Source organism: Paracoccus pantotrophus (assembly GCF_008824185.1).
GTDB classification, from domain to species: domain Bacteria; phylum Pseudomonadota; class Alphaproteobacteria; order Rhodobacterales; family Rhodobacteraceae; genus Paracoccus; species Paracoccus pantotrophus.
In genome coordinates, this window is the sequence record NZ_CP044423.1 from 72,908 (window position 1) to 96,435 (window position 23,528).

General features: G+C 67.7%; 20 protein-coding genes, 1 tRNA gene and 3 pseudogenes. 6 read left to right on the plus strand and 18 right to left on the minus strand.

All coding sequences use genetic code 11. The features are described from left to right. Positions 1-5 precede the first annotated feature (5 nt). Positions 6-320: a hypothetical protein gene (locus ESD82_RS00370; protein ID WP_051419482.1), complete on the plus strand. Its 315-nt coding sequence runs from the start codon at positions 6-8 to the stop codon at positions 318-320. A 100-nt stretch (positions 321-420) separates the two neighbouring features. Here the strand turns inward: ESD82_RS00370 and gap are convergent, their stop codons facing one another. The 7 genes from gap to ESD82_RS00400 all read right to left on the minus strand — a co-directional run bounded on the left by gap (position 421) and on the right by ESD82_RS00400 (position 8,455). Continuing rightward, positions 421-1,422 (minus strand): type I glyceraldehyde-3-phosphate dehydrogenase, encoded by a 1,002-nt coding sequence (gene gap / locus ESD82_RS00375; RefSeq protein WP_024843753.1) that lies wholly within the window; start codon positions 1,420-1,422, stop codon positions 421-423. Positions 1,423-1,662: 240 nt separating this feature from the next. Beyond that, a complete protein-coding gene (locus ESD82_RS21660) occupies positions 1,663-1,806 on the minus strand; it encodes a hypothetical protein (protein WP_024843754.1) in 144 nt (47 codons plus the stop codon). 480 nt (positions 1,807-2,286) lie between these two features. Then, the gene (locus ESD82_RS00380; RefSeq protein ID WP_024843755.1) at positions 2,287-3,348 is read right to left on the minus strand and encodes a flagellar motor switch protein FliG; all 1,062 of its coding nucleotides are present in this window, start codon (positions 3,346-3,348) and stop codon (positions 2,287-2,289) included. Between the two features lie 60 nt (positions 3,349-3,408). Beyond that, complete coding sequence (purB, locus tag ESD82_RS00385; protein WP_024843756.1) at positions 3,409-4,725, minus strand: adenylosuccinate lyase; 1,317 nt, start codon at positions 4,723-4,725, stop codon at positions 3,409-3,411. A 99-nt stretch (positions 4,726-4,824) separates the two neighbouring features. Then, positions 4,825-6,006 carry a Hint domain-containing protein gene (locus tag ESD82_RS00390; protein WP_147428574.1) on the minus strand — a complete coding sequence of 394 codons (1,182 nt, stop codon included), beginning with the start codon at positions 6,004-6,006 and terminating at the stop codon, positions 4,825-4,827. 624 nt (positions 6,007-6,630) lie between these two features. Beyond that, the gene (gene glnA, locus ESD82_RS00395) at positions 6,631-8,037 is read right to left on the minus strand and encodes a type I glutamate--ammonia ligase (protein WP_024843758.1); all 1,407 of its coding nucleotides are present in this window, start codon (positions 8,035-8,037) and stop codon (positions 6,631-6,633) included. A 79-nt stretch (positions 8,038-8,116) separates the two neighbouring features. Further along, a complete protein-coding gene (locus ESD82_RS00400; RefSeq protein ID WP_024843759.1) occupies positions 8,117-8,455 on the minus strand; it encodes a P-II family nitrogen regulator in 339 nt (112 codons plus the stop codon). A gap of 154 nt (positions 8,456-8,609) precedes the next feature. Here ESD82_RS00400 and ESD82_RS00405 point away from each other — a divergent pair, with 154 nt between their 5' ends. The 3 genes from ESD82_RS00405 to ESD82_RS00415 all read left to right on the plus strand — a co-directional run bounded on the left by ESD82_RS00405 (position 8,610) and on the right by ESD82_RS00415 (position 10,847). Beyond that, the gene (locus ESD82_RS00405; RefSeq protein ID WP_147428573.1) at positions 8,610-10,340 is read left to right on the plus strand and encodes an NAD(P)H-hydrate epimerase; all 1,731 of its coding nucleotides are present in this window, start codon (positions 8,610-8,612) and stop codon (positions 10,338-10,340) included. A 48-nt stretch (positions 10,341-10,388) separates the two neighbouring features. Next, positions 10,389-10,473, plus strand: a tRNA-Leu gene (locus ESD82_RS00410). A gap of 185 nt (positions 10,474-10,658) precedes the next feature. Further along, positions 10,659-10,847, plus strand: a complete 189-nt coding sequence (locus ESD82_RS00415) for a hypothetical protein (RefSeq protein WP_024843761.1) — start codon at positions 10,659-10,661, stop codon at positions 10,845-10,847. Positions 10,848-10,859: 12 nt separating this feature from the next. Here ESD82_RS00415 and ESD82_RS00420 read toward each other — a convergent pair. The 4 genes and pseudogenes from ESD82_RS00420 to ESD82_RS00435 form a co-directional block, all read right to left on the minus strand. Then, positions 10,860-11,867, minus strand: a pseudogene (locus tag ESD82_RS00420) (IS630 family transposase). Positions 11,868-11,910: 43 nt separating this feature from the next. Beyond that, a pseudogene (locus ESD82_RS00425) lies at positions 11,911-12,605 on the minus strand (IS5 family transposase). Positions 12,606-12,720: 115 nt separating this feature from the next. Further along, positions 12,721-13,239 (minus strand): MarR family winged helix-turn-helix transcriptional regulator, encoded by a 519-nt coding sequence (locus ESD82_RS00430; protein ID WP_028710773.1) that lies wholly within the window; start codon positions 13,237-13,239, stop codon positions 12,721-12,723. Positions 13,240-13,330: 91 nt separating this feature from the next. Beyond that, positions 13,331-13,576, minus strand: coding sequence for an FAD assembly factor SdhE (locus tag ESD82_RS00435; protein ID WP_051419801.1), 246 nt, complete (start codon positions 13,574-13,576; stop codon positions 13,331-13,333). A 105-nt stretch (positions 13,577-13,681) separates the two neighbouring features. On the opposite strand from ESD82_RS00435, the gene ESD82_RS00440 reads away from it, so the two are divergent. Further along, positions 13,682-14,884, plus strand: coding sequence for a pyridoxal phosphate-dependent aminotransferase (locus ESD82_RS00440; RefSeq protein ID WP_147428572.1), 1,203 nt, complete (start codon positions 13,682-13,684; stop codon positions 14,882-14,884). A 36-nt stretch (positions 14,885-14,920) separates the two neighbouring features. On the opposite strand, the gene aspA is transcribed toward ESD82_RS00440, so the two are convergent. Continuing rightward, positions 14,921-16,327 (minus strand): aspartate ammonia-lyase, encoded by a 1,407-nt coding sequence (aspA, locus tag ESD82_RS00445; protein ID WP_028710771.1) that lies wholly within the window; start codon positions 16,325-16,327, stop codon positions 14,921-14,923. A gap of 158 nt (positions 16,328-16,485) precedes the next feature. After that, positions 16,486-17,382, minus strand: coding sequence for a LysR family transcriptional regulator (locus tag ESD82_RS00450; RefSeq protein WP_024845529.1), 897 nt, complete (start codon positions 17,380-17,382; stop codon positions 16,486-16,488). A 211-nt stretch (positions 17,383-17,593) separates the two neighbouring features. Between ESD82_RS00450 and ESD82_RS00455 the strand changes: the two are divergent. Next, positions 17,594-17,989, plus strand: a pseudogene (locus tag ESD82_RS00455) (Ldh family oxidoreductase); the annotation flags it as partial. Positions 17,990-18,086: 97 nt separating this feature from the next. Here the strand turns inward: ESD82_RS00455 and ESD82_RS00460 are convergent. From ESD82_RS00460 to pdxR, 5 genes are all read right to left on the minus strand, one after another. After that, positions 18,087-18,947: an alpha/beta fold hydrolase gene (locus ESD82_RS00460; RefSeq protein ID WP_147428571.1), complete on the minus strand. Its 861-nt coding sequence runs from the start codon at positions 18,945-18,947 to the stop codon at positions 18,087-18,089. Beyond that, positions 18,947-19,735: an enoyl-ACP reductase FabI gene (locus ESD82_RS00465; RefSeq protein ID WP_024845525.1), complete on the minus strand. Its 789-nt coding sequence runs from the start codon at positions 19,733-19,735 to the stop codon at positions 18,947-18,949. The genes ESD82_RS00460 and ESD82_RS00465 overlap by 1 nt, the downstream gene beginning before the upstream one ends. Positions 19,736-19,754: 19 nt before the next feature. After that, positions 19,755-20,984, minus strand: a complete 1,230-nt coding sequence (fabB, locus tag ESD82_RS00470) for a beta-ketoacyl-ACP synthase I (RefSeq protein WP_147428569.1) — start codon at positions 20,982-20,984, stop codon at positions 19,755-19,757. Between the two features lie 21 nt (positions 20,985-21,005). Continuing rightward, positions 21,006-21,515 carry a bifunctional 3-hydroxydecanoyl-ACP dehydratase/trans-2-decenoyl-ACP isomerase gene (gene fabA / locus ESD82_RS00475; protein WP_024845523.1) on the minus strand — a complete coding sequence of 170 codons (510 nt, stop codon included), beginning with the start codon at positions 21,513-21,515 and terminating at the stop codon, positions 21,006-21,008. Between the two features lie 418 nt (positions 21,516-21,933). After that, positions 21,934-23,421: a MocR-like pyridoxine biosynthesis transcription factor PdxR gene (gene pdxR / locus ESD82_RS00480; RefSeq protein WP_024845522.1), complete on the minus strand. Its 1,488-nt coding sequence runs from the start codon at positions 23,419-23,421 to the stop codon at positions 21,934-21,936. Between the last annotated feature and the right edge of the window lie 107 nt (positions 23,422-23,528).

The following is a 23,528-nucleotide window of genomic DNA, read 5'->3' on the forward strand; positions in this document are numbered from 1 at the left end:
TCGTGATGGGTTTCGGCAAGATGAATTATGCGGCGATGCAGGCGCCGCTGCTGCTGTGGCAGCAGATGGCGCGCATGGCCTGGGAATCGCAGATGGTCATCGCCCTGCGGACGGCGGGGATGATGGGGCTGTTGCGCCAGGACGCGGCCGAGCCGCAGCGCATGGTGGTCGAGAAGGCCGATGCCGCCTCCGAGGCGCTGCATGCCGCGCTGCGCGCCGCCGGGCGGGGCGAGCGGGCTGACCGGGTGATGGCGGCGGCGCTGCGGCCCTATCGCAAGCGCACCCGCGCCAATGTGCGGCGCCTTTCGGGCAAGGACTGACGGGCGACCGGCCAGGCCGGCCCGCCGGAAAGGAAGAACGCGCCCCGGCGAGGGCGCGTTTCGGTTTTCGGATCGAGCCCTTGCGGGTTCAGATGCGGGTTCAGATCAGCTTGCCCATGGCGACCGCGGTGTCGGACATGCGGTTCGAGAAGCCCCATTCGTTGTCATACCAGGTCAGGATGCGGCACAGCTTGCCCTCCATCACCTTGGTCTGGTCCATGTGGAAGACCGAGCTGTGGCTGTCGTGGTTGAAGTCCGAGGAGACCAGCGGCTCGTCGGTATAGCCCAGGATGCCTTTCAGCGGGCCGTCGGCGGCGGCGCGGATGGCCTGGTTGATTTCCTCGACCGAGGTGTCGCGGGCGGCTTCGAAGACCAGGTCCACGACCGAAACGTTGGGCGTCGGCACGCGGATCGCCACGCCGTCCAGGCGGCCCTTGAGTTCGGGCAGCACCAGGCCCACGGCCTTGGCCGCGCCGGTCGAGGTCGGGATCATCGACAGCGCCGCGGCGCGGGCGCGGTAGAGATCCTTGTGCATGGTGTCCAGCGTCGGCTGGTCGCCGGTATAGCTGTGGATCGTGGTCATGAAGCCGCGGGCGATGCCGATGCTGTCATTCAGCACCTTGGCCACCGGCGACAGGCAGTTGGTGGTGCAGCTGGCGTTCGAGACGACGATGTCGTCCTTGGTCAGCGTGTCGTGGTTCACCCCGAAGACGATGGTCTTGTCGGCATTGTCGCCGGGGGCCGAGATCAGCACCCGCTTGGCGCCGGTCGACAGGTGCGGCTGCACCTTTTCCTTGGAGGCGAAGATGCCGGTGCATTCCATGATGACGTCGATGTCGCCCCAGGGCAGTTCGGCCGGGTTGCGGATCGCGGTGACCTTGATCGGGCCGCGGCCGACGTCGATCGAATCGCCCGAGACCTTGACCTCGGCGGGGAAGCGGCCATGGACCGAGTCGTAGCGCAGCAGATGCGCATTGGTTTCGACCGGGCCCAGGTCGTTGATCGCCACGACCTCGATATCATTGCGCCCCGATTCGATGATCGCGCGCAGCACGTTCCGACCGATCCGGCCAAAGCCGTTGATCGCTACCTTGACAGCCATAGGTTTCCTCCGCCGCTGATGATGTTCGCGCTGCAAATAGCCCGCATCGCCGGGGAAATGCAAATGCCTGCGAGCGGAAGGGGCGGAAACCGGGCCGAAAGGGCCATGCCGGGGCATTGTTGCGACATATGGTCGCTGCCGCGGCGTCCGGCCGGCGGCGCGGATGTCTGGCGCCGGCGGGGCGGGCCGCCTGCCGCGAGGGCCGATGCTGCAGAGCGGCGAATCGCCGCGCCGGGCGCCTCAGCGCCAGAAGCTGAGATATTCGATCAGGCCGGCGAATTCCTTGCCCAGGAACAGCGGCAGGTTCCAATGCAGCACCAGCGCATCCGCGGCGAAAAGGCCCAGGATCAGAAGCCCCAGCACCAGCGCGATCCGATTTGTCATGCCATCCGTCCCGTCCTTGCCGTTTTCCTGGCCCGCCGTCCCCTGGCCCGCCGTCCCCTGGCGCGATGCGCCGCTCCCGCCCCCTGCTAGGGCAGAGGCCGGGGCCGGGCAAGCCTTTGCGGCTGGCCGCCGGACGCGGTGCCGCGATCGGCGAGGGCACCAGCGCCGGGCGGCCTTGACGCGATGTGCCGGACGGCCCGGCCGTCGCGTGCCACGGGCCCGGTTGCCATGCGGTCCCGGTTGCCGTCTGCCATGTGCCGGCAGGCGGCGCGCCCGGCCTGCCTGGATGCCGTGCCGGGTGACCCGGACCGGATGCCGCGCCGGGCGGCCTGCTGCTGCGCGAAGCCGATGCGGTACGATGCCGTGCGGGGCGACCCGTGCGGCGCGTGGCGGCCCGGGGCCGCGTCGGGTGGTCGGCGAGGCCGCGGCGCGTGGCGGCGGCCTTGCCACGGCCTGCCGGATCGCGGGTGCCGGCGCCCATCAGCCGGGCGGGGCTTGCGGTTCTTCCTCCTCTCCCTCCTCCTCGGTCTCCTGGGCGATCAGGAACAGGTCGCCCGCCGCCTCCATGCGGCGGATCGTGACCACGACCTGGTCCATCGCCTCCTCGGCATCGCGGGCCGAGACCTTGCCGAGCGCCTCGATCTCTTCGCGCATCGATTCGGCCAGGCGCGAGGAAATGCCGCCGAGCAGGAAATCCACGGTCTCGCGCGCCGGGCCGCGGGCGCCGGCCAGCGCCTTGAGCAGCACGGGATTGTCCACCTCGCGCAGGATGCGGGCGATGTCGCGCCGGTCGATGCGGCGCGGGATATGCGCCCAGGTGAAGATGGTCTTGCGCACCTCGCCGGCAAAGGCGGCATCATCGTCCTCGAGCCCGGCCAGGACGCTGTCGCGCATGCTGGAGGGCGAGAAGTTCAGGATCGCGCCGACCTTTTCGCCGGCCTTGCCCTCCAGCGCCGGCTGCGGCACGGCGTCGGCGGCCTGGATCAGCGCCCGGCCGATGCGTTGCAGCGCCTCGGGGGTGATGCCGCCGGTCAGCGACATGGCATAGGCGATCTGGCGGGCGCGTTCCTGGTCCAGCAGGCCGAACACCTCGGCCGCGCGCGGCACCGGCAGTTTCGAGAACATCACCGCCCCGATCTCGACCGCTTCGGTCCGGGCCAGTTCGGCCAGGAGCGCGGGCGGCAGGGCGGCGATGCTGTCCCAGGGATCGCCGGCCCCGTGCAGCGCCGCCATGCGCCGCAGCTGGTCGGTCGTATCGGGCGAGAGATGGCCGTCGAGCAGGTCCAGGGTGCCGTCGATGTCGCCCGGAAAGGACAGGCCGACCGCCTCCAGCCGGTCGCAGAACTCGGCCACGATGGCATTGCGCGTCTCGCGGTCGATCATGCCCATCAGCGCCATTTCCTGCGCCAGGTCGGTCTGCAGTTCGGGCGGCAGCCGGGCCAGGTCGATATCCCCGCCCTCGGCCAGCACCAGCCGCACGATCACCGCCGCCTTTTGCCGCGGACTGAGCCCCGCCGTCGCCCCGAGCGCCGGAACACCCATGGATTGCCCCCGATTCCAAACCTGTCGGGGGCAATCTGGCAGGGAAAAGCGAACAGGCGGTTAATGCGCGCCGTTTTCCCCGAAGACCCGGGCGAAAATCGTGTCCACATGCTTGGTGTGATAGCCGAGGTCGAACTTCTCCTCGATCTCGGCGGGGGAAAGCGCGGCCGTCACCTCGGCGTCGCCCAGCAGCTCGGTCTTGAAATCGGCGCCCTGTTCCCAGACCTTCATGGCGTTGCGCTGCACCAGGCGATAGGCGTCCTCGCGGCTGACGCCGGCCTGGGTCAGGGCCAGAAGCACGCGCTGCGACATGACCAGCCCCTTGAACTTGTTCATGTTCTTCAGCATGTTCTCGGGGTAGACCACCAGCTTTTCGATCACGCCGGCCAGGCGGTTCAGGGCGAAGTCCAGGGTGATCGTCGCATCCGGGGCGATGCCGCGCTCGACCGAGGAATGGCTGATGTCGCGTTCGTGCCACAGCGCCACGTTCTCCATCGCCGGCACCACGGCCATGCGCACCAGGCGGGCCAGGCCGGTCAGGTTCTCGGTCAGGACCGGGTTCCTTTTATGCGGCATGGCCGAGCTGCCCTTCTGGCCGGGGCTGAAATATTCCTCGGCCTCCAGCACCTCGGTGCGCTGCATGTGGCGGATCTCGATGGCGATGTTCTCGATCGAGCTGGCGATCACGCCCAGCGTGGCAAAGAACATCGCATGGCGGTCGCGCGGGATGACCTGGGTCGAGATCGGCTCGGGCGAGAGGCCCATCTTGGCGCAGACATGTTCCTCGACCGCCGGGTCGATATTGGCGAAGGTGCCGACCGCGCCCGAGATGGCGCCGGTCGCCACCTCTTCGCGGGCGCGCAGCAGGCGTTCGCGGCCGCGCGCCATCTCGGCGTAGAAGCGGGCGAAGGTCAGGCCCATGGTGGTCGGCTCGGCATGGATGCCGTGGCTGCGGCCGATGCGCACGGTGTCCTTGTGCTCGTAGGCGCGTTTCTTCAGCGCGGCCAGCACCTTGTCCATGTCGGCCAGCAGGATGTCGGCGGCGCGCACCAGCTGCACGTTCAGCGTGGTGTCAAGCACGTCCGAGCTGGTCATGCCCTGGTGGACGAAGCGCGCCTGCTCGGCGCCGATATGCTCGGCCAGGTGGGTCAGGAAGGCGATGACGTCATGCTTGGTCACGGCCTCGATCTCGTCGATGCGGGCGACGTCGAATTCGACGTCCTTGGCCTTCCAGACGGCCTCGGCATTCTCGCGCGGGATCACGCCCAGGTCGGCCTGGGCGTCGCAGGCATGCGCCTCGATCTCGTACCAGATGCGGAACTTGGTCTCGGGCGACCAGATGGCGACCATTTCGGGACGGGCATAGCGCGGGATCATGCGGGGCTCCTTGGGTTTGCCGGGGTTTTAGCGACAAGGCCCCGCACCCGCAACCGCAGCCGGCAGGGGCACGGCGGCCCCTGCACGGCCGCTGCCGATTCAGGCCAGGACCAGCGGCTGGCCGTTCTGCGCATGGCGCTGCGCCAGCTTGCGCGCCTTGCGCCCCGAGGCCAGCATCCGCGCCCCCTCGGGGGCATGGCTGCGCGCGGCCAGTTCGGGGAAGATGGCAAGGATTTCCCCGACCGCCGGGGCGGGCAGGGCGGCAAGGGCCTGCGGGCCCAGATAGAGCGATTCGGTCGCGGCGCCGTTGGCCCGGACCACCTCGTGCCGGTCGAAGAGGATATGGACATATTCCACCTCGGCCAGGTCTGTGGCGCGCTCGACGCCCTCGATCTGCAAGAGCTGCTTGGCGGCGACCAGGATCTCGTCGGTGCCGAACATCCGCTGCGCGATGCGCGAGCGCAGCAGGATCCGGTGCTGCGGCGAGACGGTCAGGTTCGCCGAGGGCATGTTCGGCCCCAGTGCCCCGGCCTTGATGCGGACGGGCATCAGCCGGGCGTCATGGGCGGCCAGCCGGTCGGCGGCAAAGCGGCGGCGGCCGATCCAGCGGACCGGCTGCGGGCCGTGGTCGGCCGTCAGCACCAGATCGCCCACCGACAGGCATTCGACCGGAACCGGGCCATCGGGCGTGTCGATCAGCGTGCCGGCGGTGAAGCAGGGAAAGACGTCGTCGTCGTCAAGGACCAGCGTGCCGGCGGGATTGTAGGCGATGTTGACCACCAGCGTGTCAAGCAGGTTCTGCACCGCTGACAGAACCGGGCCGGTCAATACACCGCCGAGGTCCGAGATGTTCACATTCGCAAGATTGATTTGCTGTCCAAGGATGGTGCCGGTGATCTTGACGCCGATATGGTCCTTGTCCAGGGGCTGGTCGGAGACGAAATAGGTGTCCTCGCCGTCCACGACGAAAGAGCCGTTGATCGGGTTCAGTTGCACCTTGAGCTGGGCAACCAATGGAACGCCCACGCTGGCCGCTGCCGAGGACAGCGTGCCGGTGCCTGCGAAGGTGCCGCCCGACAGCAGCGGATTGCCCTCGCCATCCACCAGCGAGACATCGTCGCCCCGGCGCAGCGTGGTGGCCTGCGAGGCATCCACGTCATATTGCGCAAATTGGGTCGAGCCGGCGAGTCTGTTCAGCAGGAGATTGCTGCCGAGACTGAGAACCGGGGTCGCGGCCTCCAGGTCGATGGTCGCATCAGGTATTTCAGTGAAAAAAGGCATTCTAGGATCCTGTAGCAGGCCGGGTCTTGCCCATGCCGGAGGCTGAAAGCAGGCATCCGCCGATCAGGGGGCCGGTGGCTGCCGCGCGCCATACAAAAGACGGTTCGCAGGGCATGGCAAGGGGCAAGCGCGGTTCCGCGCCCAGATTCTCGCATTTTTTCAGACAAATTGATCCTTTTCGCGCTTTTGCCGGGTCCGACGGATCGGACCGGTCCGCTGGCCTGCATCTGCGGCCGGCGGGCTCTTGTCACGAAAGGGGCAGCGCATGGGTCAAGGCGATGGGTCCGGCCTTTGGCTGACCCGGCCTCGGCCGGTGGCGCCCCGTGTTCGACGCCATCAGCGTGCGGCACCGTGGCGGCCTTGCGCGCGGGCCAGGCGTCGCTGCGCCTGGGCGTGACCGGTGCTTCGGCGCCGCATCGCGGGCGGGAAGGCGGTCCTGCGGCGGCGGCATGGCGGACGGCCCGCGCCGCCCGCTTTGCGGCGGCCCGTCCCGCCCCAGGGCAAGGCCTTGGAGACCGCGGCGTCGCAGATCCTGCCGGTGATGCGCCGGATCGCCGCTTGTTGCCCTTGATCCGAATGAAAAAGCCGCCCCGAAGGGCGGCTTTCCGTCGCTGTCCCAGCCGTTCAGCAGCTGTAATACATCGCGTATTCGATGGGATGGGGGGTATGCTCATAGGCATAGACCTCTTCCCATTTCAGCTTGATGTAGCCTTCCAGCTGGTCGCGGGTGAAGACATCGCCGGCCAGCAGGAAGTCCATGTCCTTCTCCAGTTCCTCCAGCGCCTCGCGCAGGCTGCCGCAGACGGTCGGGATCTCGGCCAGCTCCTCGGGCGGCAGGTCGTAGAGATCCTTGTCCGAGGCCGGGCCGGGGTCGATCTTGTTCTTGATGCCGTCAAGGCCGGCCATCAAGAGCGCCGCGAAGGCCAGGTAGGGGTTCGCGGCCGGATCGGGGAAACGGGCCTCGACGCGCTTGGCCTTGGGCGATTCGGTCCACGGAATGCGCACGCAGCCCGAGCGGTTGCGGGCCGAATAGGCGCGCAGCACCGGGGCCTCGAAGCCGGGGATCAGCCGCTTGTAGCTGTTGGTCGCCGGGTTGGTCAGCGCATTGAGCGCCTTGGCGTGCTTGAGGATGCCGCCGATGAAATACAGCGCCTCCTGGCTGAGGTCGGCATATTTGTCGCCGGCGAACAGCGGCTTGCCGTCCTTCCAGATCGACATGTTCACATGCATCCCCGAGCCGTTGTCGCCCTTCATCGGCTTGGGCATGAAGGTCGCGGTCTTGCCATAGGCGGCGGCGACGTTGTGGATGACGTATTTGTATTTCTGGATGTTGTCGGCCTGCTCGACCAGCCCGCCGAAGATCATCCCCAGCTCGTGCTGGGCGGTGGCGACCTCGTGGTGGTGCTTGTCGACCTTGATGCCCATGCGCTTCATGGTCGAGAGCATCTCGCCGCGGATGTCCTGGGCGGCGTCGATCGGGTTCACCGGGAAATAGCCGCCCTTGTGGGCCGCGCGATGGCCGAGGTTGCCGTCCTCGTAGACGGTGTCGGTGTTCCAGGCGGCATCGACCGAATCAAGCTCGAACGAGACCTTCTGCGGCGTCACCGAATAGCGCACGTCGTCGAACAGGAAGAACTCGGCCTCGGGGCCGAAATAGGCGGTATCGCCGATTCCGCTGGATTTCAGATAGGCCTCGGCCTTCAGCGCGGTGCCACGCGGGTCGCGGGCATAGGGCTCGCCCGTGTCGGGCTCGACGACGTTGCAATGCACGCAGAGCGTCTTTTCGGCATAGAACGGGTCGATATAGGCCGAGGCGGCGTCCGGCATCAGCTTCATGTCGGACTGGTCGATCGACTTCCAGCCGGCGATCGAGGAGCCGTCGAACATGAAGCCTTCCTCGAAGAAGTCCTCGTCCACCAGGTCGGCGACCAGGGTCACGTGCTGCAGCTTGCCCTTGGGATCGGTGAAGCGGACGTCGACATATTCGACCTCTTCCGTCTTCATCAGATCCAGAACGTCCTTGACTGTCATTGGGATCCTTCCTCCATCAGTCTGCCCGGCGCCGCCGCGGGGCAAGGGTCATCGGTTTCTTTGTGCGGGTCGGGCGGGATCAGACCGCGTCGTCGCCGGTCTCGCCGGTGCGGATGCGGATGGCCTGTTCGACCGGGATGATGAAGATCTTGCCGTCGCCGATCTTCTCGGTGCGCGCGGCCGAGACGATGGCATCGACGGCGGCCTCGACCAGGTCGTCGGGCAGCACCATCTCGATCTTCACCTTGGGCAGGAAGTCCACGACATACTCCGCGCCGCGATAAAGTTCGGTATGGCCCTTCTGCCGGCCGAAGCCCTTGACCTCGGTGACCGAGAGACCCTGGACGCCGACTTCCTGAAGCGCCTCTTTCACATCGTCCAGTTTGAAGGGCTTGATGATGGCTTCGACTTTCTTCATCGCCTGATCCTTCTCTCGCGACTTGCCTGCGACCTGATTGGCGGGTTTGATGATGCGGGTAAATGGGGCAGGGCCCGGATCGCGCGGCGGATCGCATCTGCCCGGCCGATATGCGCATATTTCGTGCAGCAAGATTATAATTTAGGCAGACAGCATGCTTCACGGCACCGAAATCCTGACGACCGCCCAAATGCGCGCCATCGAATCCGCCGCCATGGCCAGCGGGCAGGTGACGGGCGCGGAACTGATGGAGCGCGCCGGCCGCGCCGTCGCCGGCCAGATCCGGCTGCGCTGGGCCAGGCCGGGCCTGGTGGCGGTGCTGTGCGGACCGGGCAACAACGGCGGCGACGGCTATGTGGTGGCGCGGCTTTTGCACCAGGCGGGCTGGCAGGTGCGGGTGCTGGGGATGGAAAACCGGCCGGGGCCGGATGCGGCGCGGATGAAGGCCGAATGGCAGGCGCTGGGCCCCGTCCTGCCCCTGACCCAGGACGCCCTGCGCGCCGGGCCCGATGCGGATGTCTATGTGGATGCGGTCTTCGGCACCGGTCTCACCCGCCCGCCCGAGGGCGAGATTGCCGCGATCCTGGACTATCTGGGCGGTTCGGGTGGGGATTGGGCGTTCTTCCGCGAGCGGCTGGTGGCGGTGGACTGCCCCAGCGGGCTGTGCCTGGACAGCGGCGCCTTTCCCGGCCGGCCGCGCGAGCCCGGCGATTTCGACCTGCGCGCCCGCCTGACCGTCGCCTTCGACAGCCCCAAGCCGGGGCACCTGCTGGAGCGCGGGCCGGAATGCTGCGGCGAGCTGGTCATCGCCGATATCGGCCTGGCGGCGTGGCGGATCCGCCAGCCGAACGAGGGCGCGACCCCGTCAAGCATCACCCGCTTTCCCGCCGTCGAGGCCCTCTGGCCCGGTTTCGCCGTTCCCGATTCGCGCCGGTACCCGATGGCCGCCCGCCGGCAGGCATCCTGGCTGCGCAAGCAGGAGGCCGGCAGCGGCCACAAGTTCAGCCACGGCCATGCGCTGATCGTCGCTGGGGGGCCGGCCAGGGGCGGGGCGGCGCGCCTCTCGGCCCGCGCCGCGCTGCGTATCGGTGCCGGGCTGGTGACGCTGGCGCCGCCGGCCGAGGCCCTGCCGGAGCATGCCGGCCCGCCCGATGCGCTGATGCGCCGAGGCGTCGACGATCCGGCCGCGCTGCGGGACATGCTGGCCGACCCGCGGGTCAACGCGCTCTGCATCGGTCCCGGCTGCGGGGTCGAGCGCGCGGCGGCGCTGCTGCCCGCGATCCTGGGCGCGGGGCGGGCGACGGTGCTGGATGCCGATGCGCTGACCGCCCTGTCGCGCGACCCCGGCCTGATGGCGCTTTTGCACGAAAACTGCGTGCTGACCCCGCATGCGGGCGAATTCGGGCGCGTCTTTCCCGACCTTGCCGAGCGCCTCGAGCATCCGCGTCCGCCCGCCGCGGGTGGCCGCGACCAGGCCTCCGATCCGGCGCGGATGGCGCGGCGCCTGGCGGAACTGGCCGCTTATCGCGAGGCGTTGGCGAAAATGCGCGGGCCGCTCTATTCGCGCCTCGACGCCGCCCGCGACGCTGCGGCGCGCTGTGGCGCGGTGGTGCTGCTGAAGGGCCCCGACACGGTGATCGCCGCCCCCGACGGGCGCGCGCGCATCCATTCCGCCTTCGATGTTCCCTGGCTTGCCACCGCCGGTGCCGGCGACGTGCTGGCCGGGATCATCGCCGGCCTGCTGGCCCGCGGCCTGCCGGCGCTGGACGCCGCCAGCCTGGGCACGCTGGTCCATGCCAGGGCCGCGCGCCATGTCGGCCCCGGCCTGATCGCCGACGACCTGCCCGAGGCGCTGCCCGCGGTGCTGCGCCGGCCGGGGGGATGAAATTACCGCTCGCATGTGAAGCGCGGCTTTGCTAGAGAACGCGCCGTTGCGGGTGTGGCGAAATTGGCAGACGCACCAGATTTAGGTTCTGGCGCCGCAAGGCGTGGGGGTTCAAGTCCCTCCACCCGCACCATTCCCGCGTGAGGCGGATCGCCGCAGGAAGGCCGGTACGCCGGGCGGGTTTCCCCGCGGAATCGCGCTGTTGCCCGCGGGTCTGCCTTGGTCCCCTGTCCGGCCGGGCCTGGCCGCTTTGATCCCTATCAAAGCCTGCCGCCTCGAAATGTGCCCTTACGATGTGGCAATTGTCCGAGGATGGAAATGACCCGACTTTTCATGATTCTGCTGTCGATCAGCCTGACCACGCTTGCCGGGATCGGCGTGATCATCGTCCTGGCGATGGGATTTTACGATCTGCGCGCCATTCTCCTGGCTGCCGCCGGGGGCGCGGTCATCGCCTTGCCGATCACCTGGTATGTCGCGATGAAGCTGCGGGACACCATGGGCTAGCGCGGATTCGACTTAGTCCGGGTCATATCCGGCGGGCTCGAAGTAGTTCCGGCATTCCTCGGGGGTGAAGGCGGATAGACAGTCGGCGACGGCTGACCAGAGATCGTCAACGGTTCTGGTAGCGACCTTTCTGAGCAGTGCCTTGAGCTTGGAGAAAGCCATCTCGATGGGGTTGAAGTCCGGCGAGTATGGCGGGCGGAACAGGAGCCGTGCTCCAACTTTTTCGATGGCGTCGCGCACGCCGCTGATCTTGTGGGCGGGCAGATTATCCATGACCACGACATCCATGACCACGACGTCGCCGGGGCGCAGCTCGGGTGCGAGCACCTGCTCGGCATAGGCGAGGAAGGCTGGTCCGTTCATTGGCCCATCGAGCAGAGCATCGGTGCCGCCATGCCAGATAGCCGCAGGCCCGCGGTAAAGGTGGTGGTCTTCCAATGTCCGTGTGGAATGGGCGCCCGGCATCGCTCGCCACATGGCGCTCGTCCTCGCAGCCGCGCCATCTTCGTGGATGCCGCGGTCTCATCGATGAAGATGAGCCTCTCGGGATCGAGATCGAGCTGGCCGTCGAACCAGGCTATGCGGCGGCGCAAGACATCGGGACGCTGCTGCTCTGAGGTATGCGCCGTCTTTTTTTGGCCGTCTTTTTTTGAATGTGATGCCGCGCCGGTCAAGAAACAGCCAGACCGTCGAGGGCGCCACCCGCACGCCGCGCTCGCCAGCAAGGCGCTCGCCGATCTCAGCAAGAGTGATGTCCGGTGTCTTCTCGATGAGGCCCGGAATGAAGGCCGCGTGCGTATCAAGCTTCGAGCGCGACGGCTGTCCCTGCTTGCGCGCTTCCATCTCGCCGGTCTCGCGATAGCGGCGATACCAGGCCCCGGCCGTCGAGATGCCGATGCGGAAGCGTCGTGCCGCCTCCCGCGTCGAAACCCCATCTTCGATCGCTGCAATTACCCGACCGCGAAGGTCTCCGCTCAGGCTCCTCGTCTCAGGCTCCTCGTCATCATCTCCTCCTGGCAAATCACAGGAGCAGTGAATCAGACATTGTTCATCGCGTGAATCCTCAAAGCGACCCGGTGTTCGTCAAATTCGCTCTAGACGACGTCTTCATTTGATTGATCCAGGCCATGGCGCATGCGCGGTCTGTGAAGGCTTTGAAGGATCCGACGATCTTCTCGCTTCCAAGGGCGATGCGTCGGAAGCGTTGGTCCGGCTGTGGTTGGGCTTGATCTGGGCGGTGGCCCGCATCTCCTCGGCGATGAACCGGCACAGGGCATCGGTGTCGCATCCGATATCTGCGATGACATGGCCGATGCCGGTGAGGCCGCAGATCAGCCCTTTCGCCTGCGGGCTGTCGGCCCAGTGGCCGGGCGTGATCGTGACCCGGATCGGCCGGCCGAACGCGTCCGCGGCCGCATGGGGTTGCGTCGTCAGCCCGCCGCGGGACCGGCCGATGGCGTGGGCCTCAAGCCCCCTTCTGCGAGGTCGCGTCGGCATGGACCTTCGAGATCGTCGCCTCGATCAGCACCCATTCGGAAGCGGGACCGGCGCCCAACGCCTTGAAAAGCCGTTCCCATGCCTCGGCGCGGTCCACCGCCGGAACCAGGTGCGGACCGTCTGCCAATGTCCCGGCGCCGGTGGCGGGTCGCGCCAGGGCTAAGCGCCCCGTGCCAGCCAGAGGATCGCGTCCGTGAACGGCCGGTCGTCGGCACCGCTGCGGCCCCGAGCACCGGCCTTGCCGGGCAGCAGCGGCCCGATTCGCTCTCATCGCCCGTCAGTCAACGTTCGCCTGCTCAAGATCGCCTGCGGCTTTCGATCTTGAATCAGAAACGGAAACGCCTGGAAATCCTCGGATGAAGACGCCGCCCACCCCTCAATAGATGTAGCGGATCTGCTCGGCCCAGAACCTTTCGATCCGGCGCCATTGCAGGTTCACCGCCTCGATCGGCGGGTCGTCCAGCACGCCGGACAGTTCCAGCCCTTCGGCATGGCGGGCGAACAGCCGCGCCACGCAATCGCGCACCTCTTGCCCTGCCGGGGTCAGTCGCACCCGGACCGCGCGGCGGTCCATCTCGCAGCGTTCATGGTGGACATAGCCCAGCTCGACCAGCTTCTTGAGATTGTAGGAGACGTTCGAGCCCTGATACATCCCGCGCGAACGCAGCTCGCCCGCCGTCACCTCCGACGTGCCGAGATTGTAGATCAGCAGCGCCTGCACCGGCGTCAGGTCCGAGCGGCCCAGCCGCTCGAACTCGTCCTTGACCAGGTCCAGCAAAAGCCGATGCAGCCGCTCCAGCATTTGCAGGCTTTCCAGATAGGCGTCGGCCCGGTTGGTCCGCGGCGGCACGGGCCGCAGGGCCGGCACCGTGTGGGCAGAGCTGCGCTGTTGCATAAGCGGGTTCCGTTCTTGGCCTCGTTTCCGCCACCATGGCGCAGATTTGCCAATCTTCGGTTAATCGCCGTGCAGTTTGCTAAAATTGCGCCTATTTCCGTGCCAGCCGCTGATGGGCAAAACCCGCCACGCGGTCCAGGATGGGCAGCAGCGCCTGCGGTCCGGGGCGGGCGTCGCCCAGCCGGGCGGTGATCCAGGGATACAGATCCTGGTCGTTTTCGCTCAGCAGCGCCTCGTAAAGGTCCAGCTCCTCGGGGCTCAGCCCATCAAGCTCGCTGTCCGAGAAGGGGCCCAGGATCAGGTCCATCTCCTTGGTGCCCCGCCGCCAGCTGCGCATCCGCAGCCGCTTCAGCCTTGCTTCGTTCTCGTCCACGCTTGCCCCCGGCTTGCCTGTCCGCGGCGCCGCCCCTATGACGGGACAGCCAGCCGCAGGATGAATTCGATGAGCTTTTTGTCGCAGACGCTCGCCCGCGTCAAACCCTCGCCCACCATCGCCATCACCACCCGCGCCCGCGAGCTTGCGGCCGAGGGGCGGGACATTATCGGCCTGTCCGCCGGCGAGCCCGATTTCGACACGCCTGCCCATATCCGCGAGGCGGCCAAGGCCGCCATCGACGCCGGCCATACCCGCTATACCGCGGTGGACGGCATCCCGGAACTGAAACGCGCCATCTGCGACAAGTTCGCGCGGGAAAACGGGCTGGACTATGCGCCCGCGCAGGTGACGGTCGGCACCGGCGGCAAGCAGGTGCTTTACAACGCGCTGATGGCGACGCTGAATCCGGGCGACGAGGTGATCATCCCGGCGCCCTATTGGGTCAGCTACCCGGACATGGTGCTGCTGGCCGGCGGCACGCCCGTGGTGGTCGAGGGCGCGATGCAGAACGGCTATCGCATCACCCCCGAACAGCTGGAGGCCGCGATCACGCCGCGGACGAAATGGCTGATCCTCAATTCGCCCTCGAACCCCACCGGCGCGGGCTATGCCGTCGAACACATGCGCGCCCTGACCCAGGTGCTGATGCGCCACCCGCAGGTCTGGGTGCTGGCGGATGACATATACGAGCACCTGGTCTTTGACGATTTCCGCTTCGTCACGCCGGCGCAGGTCGAGCCGGGGCTGAAATCGCGCACCCTGACCATGAACGGCGTCAGCAAGGCCTATGCGATGACCGGCTGGCGCATCGGCTATGGCGCCGGCCCCGAGGAACTGATTCGCGCCATGGCCAAGCTGCAGTCGCAATCGACCTCGAATCCCTGCTCAATCAGCCAATATGCCGCGCTGGCCGCGTTGCAGGGGCCGCAGGACTACATCGCCGAAAGCCGCGCCGTGTTCCAGCGCCGCCGCGACCTGGTGGTCGCGGGGCTGAACGCCTGTCCCGGCATCGACTGCCCGGTGCCGCAGGGGGCGTTCTATGTCTATCCCTCGATCGCGGCGCTGATCGGCAAGACCTCGGCCGGCGGCACGCAGATCGTGGATGACGAAGCCTTCGCCACCGCGCTGCTGAACGAGACCGGGGTGGCGGTGGTCTTTGGCGCGGCCTTCGGGCTCTCGCCGCATTTCCGCATCTCCTATGCCACCTCGGACGCGGTGCTGGCGGATGCCTGCGCCCGCATCAGGGCCTTCTGCGAGGGGCTGCGCTGAGCGAAGCGGCGGGGCCGGAACCCCGCCGCGCCCGCCCTAGTTCACGAAAAGCTGCGGCTTGGTCAGGCTTTCGGGGCGCAGGATGGCGTCCAGACGCTCTTTCGGCAGCAGGCCCTTTTCCAGCACCAGCTCATAGACGCCGCGGCCGGTCAGATGCGCCTCGGTCGCAAGCTCGGTGGCGGCGGCATAGCCGATATAGGGGTTCAGCGCCGTGACGATACCGATCGAGCGGCGCACGGTTTCCTTCAGCACGTCGCGATTGGCGGTGATGCCGCGCACGCAATTATGCTCCAGCGTGTTGCAGGCCGCGATCAGGTGGCTGACCGAGCGGAACATGCTGTAGGCGATCACCGGCTCGAAGGCGTTCAGCTGCAACTGCCCGCCCTCGGCGGCCATGGTGATGGTCATGTCGTTGCCGATCACCTCGAAGGCGACCTGGTTGACCACCTCGGGGATGACCGGGTTCACCTTGCCCGGCATGATCGAGGAGCCGGCCTGTTTCGCCGGCAGGTTGATCTCGTTCAAACCGGCCCGCGGCCCCGAGGACAAGAGCCGCAGGTCGTTGCAGATCTTCGACAGCTTGACCGCCACGCGCTTGAGCACGCCCGAGACCTGCACGAAGGCGCCGCAATCCTGCGTCGCCTCGACCAGGTCGGGGGCGGTGACGACCGGGATCACCGTGATCTCGGCCAGCCGCGCCCGCACCCGCTCGGCATAGTCGGGATGGGTGGTGATGCCGGTGCCGATGGCGGTGGCGCCCAGGTTGATCTCGCAGATCAGGGCGGCCGCCTCGGCCAGGCGCAACTCGTCCTCGCCGATGGTGATGGCGAAGGCGTTGAATTCCTGGCCCAGGGTCATCGGCACCGCCTCTTGCAGCTGGGTGCGGCCCATTTTCAGGATCTCGGCAAATTCCGCACCCTTCTCGGCAAAGGCGCCGCGCAGCGAGGCCAGGGCCGCGATCACGTTCTGCAAGCCCCGCCACGAGGCCAGCCGCAACGCCGTCGGATAGACGTCGTTGGTCGATTGGCTCATGTTCACATGCTCGTTGGGGTGCAGGTATTGGTACTCGCCCTTGGCATGGCCCATGATCTCCAGCGCACGGTTGGCGATCACCTCGTTGGCATTCATGTTGGTCGAGGTGCCGGCGCCGCCCTGGATCTGGTCCACGACGAACTGGTCGTGCAGCCGGCCGGCGCGGATCTCCTCGCAGGCGGCCACGATGGCGTCGCGGCGCTCGGCCGAGAGCAGCCCCAGATCGGCATTGGCCAGCGCCGCCGCCTGCTTGATCGCGGCCAGGGCGCGGATCAGTTCGGGAATTTCGCCGATCGGCCGGCCCGAGATCGGGAAATTCTCGACGGCGCGCAGGCTGTGGACGCCCCAATAGGCGTCGGCAGGCACCTCGCGGTCGCCAAGCAGGTCGTGTTCGATGCGGGTCTTGGTCATGTTCACCTCGGGCACAGGCGCGCCGCCCGCCGGGGCGGCGGTGCGGGCGCGATGCGCATTTCTGTCGGATCTGTTGCGATGGCAGGGCGTTCGCGCGCCCCGTGTGTCAAAGATTTAGGCAGGATCGCGCGTATTTTCCAATGCGAAGTCGCGCTGGGTTATTCCGATCCTGCATAACCTTCGCCCAGCTCGCGCGCGGCCTGCCAGACCCGGCCGGTGATGCCGCGCCCGCGCGCGGCATTGCGGTAAAGCCGGATCTCCATCGGCAGTTCGGGGGCCACGACCTCCAGCCGGCCGGTCGCGATCTCGGCCTCGACCAGGCGGCGGGGCAGCCAGACCAGGCCATGCCCGGCCACGGCCATGCTTTTCATCGCCTCGGCCATGCTGGCTTCGTCGGTATGGGCGACATAGACCCTGGGCGCGCCGGGCTGGGCCAGCGCGATGCGCGCCATGGCGTTCAGGAACGAGCCGCGCGAATATTTCAACATCGGCATGCCCTCGGTCAGCCATTCCTCGGGCCAGCCCGGACGGGCGACGGCGACCAGGCTGTCATGGCCCACCACCAGATGCGGATAGCCCGAGGGGTCCAGCGGGATGTTCACCTGCGGATGGGCATAGGTCAGGAAGAAGTCATAGCCGCCCTCGGTCAGCGCCTCGATGCAGCGGTCGAAATTCTCGGGCTTGACGCGGCTGGTCATCTGGCCCGCCGCCGCCTTCAGCCGCATCAGCCAGCCGGGCAGGAAGGTCACGGTCAGGCTGTGCAGCGCCACGAAGGAAATCTCGCCGCCGCGGCTGCGGGCATGGTCGCGGAACTCGGCGCGGCGGGCATGGATCATGCGCACCACCTCCTCGGCCGTTTCGCGAAACAGCACGCCCTCGGGCGTCAGCGTCACCGGATAACTGTCGCGCGACAGCAGGTCGGTGCCGAGCCATTCCTCCAGCGCGCGGATGCGGCGGCTGAAGGCGCTCTGCGTGACGCCGCGCAGCTCGGCCGAGCGCGAGAAGCTGTGCGTCTCGGCCAGGCTCAGGAAGTCCTCAAGCCATTTCAGATCCATGCGCCCTCCCTTTTGCGTCGCTTTAGCCGAGCCGTCGCCCGCGCGCCATGCCCGACTGCCCGCCGGGCTGCTGCCCTGGCGCGCGATGGCCGTGGCTTGGCGGGACCGCGGCATCGGCCGGCGCCGTCCGGGTGGCGGCGATCCGGCCTGAACGCTTGGCCCAGGCCGGAAAGCCCGGTTTTCTGGCGGGCATCAGCCAGGGAAAGGGCGCATGGACGACGGGACGACGGTGACGGTGGCCGAGTTTGGCCGGACGGTCGAATCGCTGTTCACGCGCGCCGGCTTCAACGCCCAGCAGGCCGATGCCATCGCCCGCATCATCACCGCCGCCGAACGCGACGGCGCGAAATCGCATGACATCTATCGCATCGAAGACTGCCTGCGCACCCTGGCGACCGGCAAGGTCTCGCCCGATGCGCGGCCGGAGCTGATCGACGAGGGCAGCGCCGTGATCCGGGTCGAGGCCGGCGCCGGCTTTTCCCCCGCCGCCTTCAAGCTGGGCCTGCCGGTGCTGGCCGGGTGGGCCGACAAGCCGGGGCTGGCGGTGCTGGCCGTCGACGGTTGCGTGCATAGCTCGGCCCTCTGGCCCGAGGTCGAGACGCTGGCGGCGCGCGGCCTTGCCGGGCCTGCCATGGCCCAGCCGCAGAAAGGGCCGGTGCCCTGGGCGCAGGGCCGCCCCGCCCAAACCGCCGCGGGCTTTTCGGTCATGCCGGAAATTGCGCGGCCGGCGGGTGGGCCTGCCGCATGGCGGCAAGCCAGCCCCGAATCGCGGCCAGCGATTCGGGCTCGTCCAGGAAGGGGACATGCGCGCGGCCGGGCACCTCGGCCAGGATCATCCCCGGCTGCCGGCATTGCATCTCGATCGCGGTATCATGCGACAGCAAGTCCGAATTGGCGCCGCGGACCAGCGCCAGGGGCAGCCCCTGCGTGGCGTCGAACAGCGGCCACAGATCGACCTCGGGTCCGTCGAAGGCGGCCAGGAACGCATCGCGCAGGGCAGGGTCGTAATTGATGCGCAGGCCGGCGGGCGTCTCGACGTAATGGTGCCGGGCTTCCTCAAGCCATCGGCTTGCCGGCACGCCGGCAAAGCCGGGCATGAGCGCGGGCAGGCGCTGCGCCATGTCCTCCAGGCTTTTCGCGGCCGGGTTCCGGCCGACATAGTCGAAGATCCGCTCCAGCCCGCTGCGCTGCAGGACCGGGCCGACATCGTTCAGGCACAGGCCCAGGAGCCGGTCGCGCGCCGTCGCGGCCAGCAGCATGCCGATGAGCCCCCCGCGCGAGGTACCCAGCACCGCCACCCGCGCGATGCCCAGGTGATCCAGCAGCGCCAGCGCGTCCCGCGCCTCTTGCGGGACGGTATAGCTGTCGGCACCGGTCCAGTCCGAATCGCCGCGGCCGCGGTAATCCGGCCGGATCAGCCGCACGCCGGTCAGATGCGGCACCAGATAGTCGAAATCCCGCCCCGTCCGGGTCAGCCCCGGCAGGGCCAGGACCGGCAAGCCCTCGCCCTCGTCGCGATAGGCCAGCCGGGCGCCGTCCTCGGCCCGGAAGAAGCGGACGGGCATCACAGGTTTTCCGATTGCGGCATGCCCAGCACGTGATAGCCGCCATCGACCAGCACGATCTCGCCCGTGGTGCAGGCGCCCCAGTCCGAACACAGCCAGACCGCCGTGCCGCCGATCGCCTCCAGCGTGGCATTGGCGCGCATGGGCGCGTTCGCCTCGGTATGGCGATAGGTCTTGCGGGCGCCGCCGATGGCCGCGCCGGCCAGGGTCTTCATCGGGCCGGGGCTGATCGCATTGACGCGAATCCCCTCGGGGCCCAGGTCGTTGGCCAGGTAGCGGACCGAGGATTCCAGCGCGGCCTTTGCCACCCCCATGACGTTGTAGAACGGCGTGACCCGGTTCGAACCGGCATAGGTCAGCGTGATGATCGAGCCGCCATGCGTCATCAGGGGCTGCGCCCGCCGGGCCAGGTCGATCAGCGAATAGCAGGAAATCGTCAAGGAATTCTTGAAATTGTCGCGGGTCGTATCGATGAAGCGCCCGGTCAGCTCGTTCTTGTCGGAATAGGCTATGGCATGGACCAGGAAATCCAGCCCGCCCCAGCGCGACCGGATCGCCGCAAAGGCACGGTCGAGCGAGTCGTCGTCCAGCACGTCGACATCCATCAGGAAGTCCGAGCCCAGCGATTGCGCCAGCGGCGCGACCCGTTTGCCGAAAGCCTCGCCCTGATAGGAAAAGGCCAGTTCCGCGCCCTGATCCGCCAGCGCCTTCGCAATCCCCCAAGCGATCGAGCGGTCATTCGCGACCCCCATCACCAGGCCGCGTTTGCCTTTCATCAATTCGCCCATGGCTTAACCTTTTCTTGGTTTATTCGCGGTATTTCGACATGACCAGCGTGGCATTGGTGCCGCCAAAACCGAAACTGTTGGAAAGGACGCTATCGAAATCGACATCATCCATGCGCGTCTGCGCGATCTCCGCGGGGCGGATCTCGGGATCCAGCTCGGTGATGTTGGCCGAGGCGGCGATGAAGCCCTGCTGCATCATCAAGAGCGAATAGATCGCCTCATGCACGCCGGTCGCGCCCAGCGAATGCCCGGTCAGCGACTTGGTCGACGACACCGGCGGCACCGCGCCCTCGCCGAAGACCCGGCGCAGCGCCTTGATCTCGCCCACGTCGCCCACCGGGGTCGAGGTGCCATGCGCATTGACATAGCTGACGCGCCGCCCCTCGGGCAGGGTGGACAGCGCCAGCCGCATCGAGCGCTCGCCGCCCTCGCCGGAAGGCGCGACCATGTCATAGCCGTCGCTGGTCGCGCCATAGCCGGTGACCTCGGCATAGATGCGGGCGCCGCGGGCCAGGGCGTGGCCCAGTTCCTCCAGCACCACCACGCCGGCACCGCCGGCGATGACGAAACCGTCGCGGGTCGCGTCGAAGGGCCGCGAGGCGGTCTGCGGCGTGTCGTTATACTTGGACGACATCGCCCCCATGGCATCGAAGAGGCAGGACAGCGTCCAGTCCAGCTCCTCGCCGCCGCCGGCGAAGACGATGTCCTGCTTGCCCATCTGGATCAGCTCGGCGCCGTTGCCGATGCAATGCGCCGAGGTCGAGCAGGCCGAGGTGATCGAATAGTTCACGCCCTTGATCCTGAAGGGCGTGGCCAGGCAGGCCGAATTGGTCGAGGACATGCAGCGCGTGACCATGAAGGGGCCCATGCGCTTGGGCGCGCCCTTCTCGATCACGGTGCGATGCGCCTCGAACAGGTTGGCGGTCGACGGCCCGCCCGAGCCCATGACCAGGCCCGAGCGTTCGTTCGAGACATCCTCGGGCGAGAGCCCCGCATCCTCGATCGCCTGCTGCATGGCGATGAAGTTATAGGCCGCGCCCGCGCCCATGAAGCGCAGGTTGCGCTTGTCGACATGGTCCTCGAGCACGATCTGCGGCATGCCGTGGACCTGGCTGCGAAAGCCGTGCTCGGCATATTCGGGGGCGAAGACGATGCCCGAGCGGCCGGCGCGCAGGCTTTCGGTGACCTCGGTGGCATTGTTGCCGATGGGAGAGACGATGCCCAGCCCGGTGATGACGACACGGCGCATGGCGTGCTCCTTGTTCATGTGTCAGGCGGCCGACAGGGCAACCTTCATGTCCTTGACCTCGTAGATGGTTTCGCCGTCGGCCTCGACACGGCCGTCGGCGACGCCCATGGTCAGGCGACGGGTCTGGACCGCCTTGGTGAAATCGACGAAATAGCGCAAGAGCCTGCGGTCGGGCCGGACCATGCCGGTCAGCTTGACCTCGCCCACGCCGAGCGCGTAGCCGCGCCCCTGCCAGCCGCGCCAGCCCAGGTTGAAGCCGGTCAGCTGCCACAGCCCGTCAAGGCCCAGGCAGCCGGGCATGATCGGATTGCCGGGGAAATGGCAGGCAAAGAACCACAGGTCGGGACGGATGTCGAATTCGGCGACGACATGGCCCTTGCCATGCGGGCCGGCATCGGCGGAAATCTCGGTGATGCGGTCCATCATCAGCATCGGCGGCTCGGGCAATTGGGCATTTCCGGGGCCGAACAACTCGCCACGGGCGCAGGCCAGCAGATCTTCCTTGTCAAAGCTGGTCCGTGTCATCGTCATGCGTGTGGGTTCCCCTGATCCGACGTTGCGTTATCTGCTGTGGCTGCTGCCGGGCAAGGCCCGCGCCAAACTTGCCTTCGGGTCTATCATTCCGTCCCGGCAAGGCGCAAGGGCGCAGGTTTTGCGGGTTTTTGCGGTGGATGGGCCGGCGGTTGCGCAAGACGGAAGCGCGGCGGACGATTTGCCGCAACCCTGCTGCCCGGCAGAGGGGATTGGCCTTGTACGGCTTGGCCGGCACCGCAGCCGGGGGCTTTGCGCCCCCGGACCCCCGCAGGATATTTATGCAAGAAAGAACTGGGCGGCGGGATGTCGCGCCCCGGCTTCTTCCATGTCCAAATATCCTGGGGGAGCGCGGAACGCGCGGGGGCAAAGCCCCCAGCCCTGCAGCGGCCGCGACATCTGCCTGCGGAACAGGCGGTCAGCCGGCCTGTTCCGCGGCCAGCTCGCGGGTCCGGCGGGCGATCAGGGCGATGCCCGGCGCGATGTCGTCCTCGCGGATCGAGGAATAGCCCAGCCGGAAGAAGGCGCAGGGCTGCGGCGGGGTTTCGAAAAAGACTTCGCCCGGTTCGATCAGCACGCTGTCCTCTTGCAGCCTTGCGGCCAGGACGGTGCTGTCGATGCCGGCCGGTCCCTCGACCCACAGGCTCGATCCGCCCGAGCGCGCCGCCCCGGCGATGCGCAGCCCGGTGGCCGCCAGCGCCTGCTCCATCAGCGCGCGGCGGCGTTTCAGCGCGCCGCGCAGCCGCACGATATGTGCGTCGTAATGGCCGAGCGCCAGGAAATAGGCGGTGATCCTTTGCAGATGGTTCGGCGGGTGGCGCAGCATGATGGCGCGCAGCGCGCGGGCCCGCGCGATGAAGGGCGCCGGCGCCACCATGTAGCCGATGCGCAGCCCCGGAAACAACGATTTCGAGAAGCTGCCGACATAGATCACCCGCCCCGAGCGGTCGAGCGATTTCAACGCCGGCGCGGGGGGCGCGAGATAGGACATCTCGAAATCGTAATCGTCCTCGACGATCAGGAAGTCATGCGCGGCGGCGCGGGCCAGCAGGTCGCGGCGCCGCGCCAGCGGCATGGTGGCGCCGGTCGGGATGTTGTGGCTGGGCGTCACGATCACCAGCCGCGTGCCCTGCGGCAGCAGCTCGGGGTTCAGCCCGCCCTCGTCCACGTCGAGGAAGGTGGTCGGGCTGTGGGCGCGGCGCAGGGTTTCGGCGAAATCGGGATAGCCCGGATCCTCGGTCACCGCCAGCCGGTCGCCCCGCGCCAGCAGCTCGACGGTGATGAAGAGCGCGTTCTGCGCGCCCAGCGTCACCAGCACCTCGTCCGGCTCGGCCTGGATGCCGCGCCGGGGCAGGGAATGCGAGCAGATATAGTCGATCAGCATCGGGTCGTCGGCGCCATAAAGATCCGAGGCCAGCTCGCCGAAATCCCGCGTCCCCCAGGCCCGGCGGGCGCAGTCGCGCCAGGCGTTGTGGTCAAACAGCGCCGGGTCGCTTTGCCCGTAGATGAAGGGATAGCGGAAATCGCGCCAGTTCGCCGGCTTGCGGATCACCCGCTGGCGCGGCAGCTCGCCCGCAAGCCAGCTGTCCCAGTCGAGCGCGGTTTCATGCGGCAGCGGTTCCTGCACCTTCAGCCGGCGGTGCGGCACGGTGGCGGCGACCATGACGCCGGAGCGCGGCCGCGTCTCCAGATAGCCCTGGCTGATCAGTTCCTGATAGACCAGCGTCACCGTCATGCGCGAGATGCCCAGCGTTTCGGCCAGACCCCGCGACGAGGGCAGCCGGGTGCCAGGCCGTGCGCGGGTTTCCAGGATTGCCCGCACGATGGCCGCCGCCAGCCGCGCTTGCAGCGTCCCTGCCTCGCTGTCGCGCAGGAAGAACATCTCGACGGGAATCCGGTCGCTCATCTGGACTTATCTTTGCTTTCAACTGGACATATCGTTGTGCCCCGCCACCTGCAACATTTTGTCGCAAGAAGCAGCCATGCAGAGCTGCAAGCCAACAGAGAAAGGGC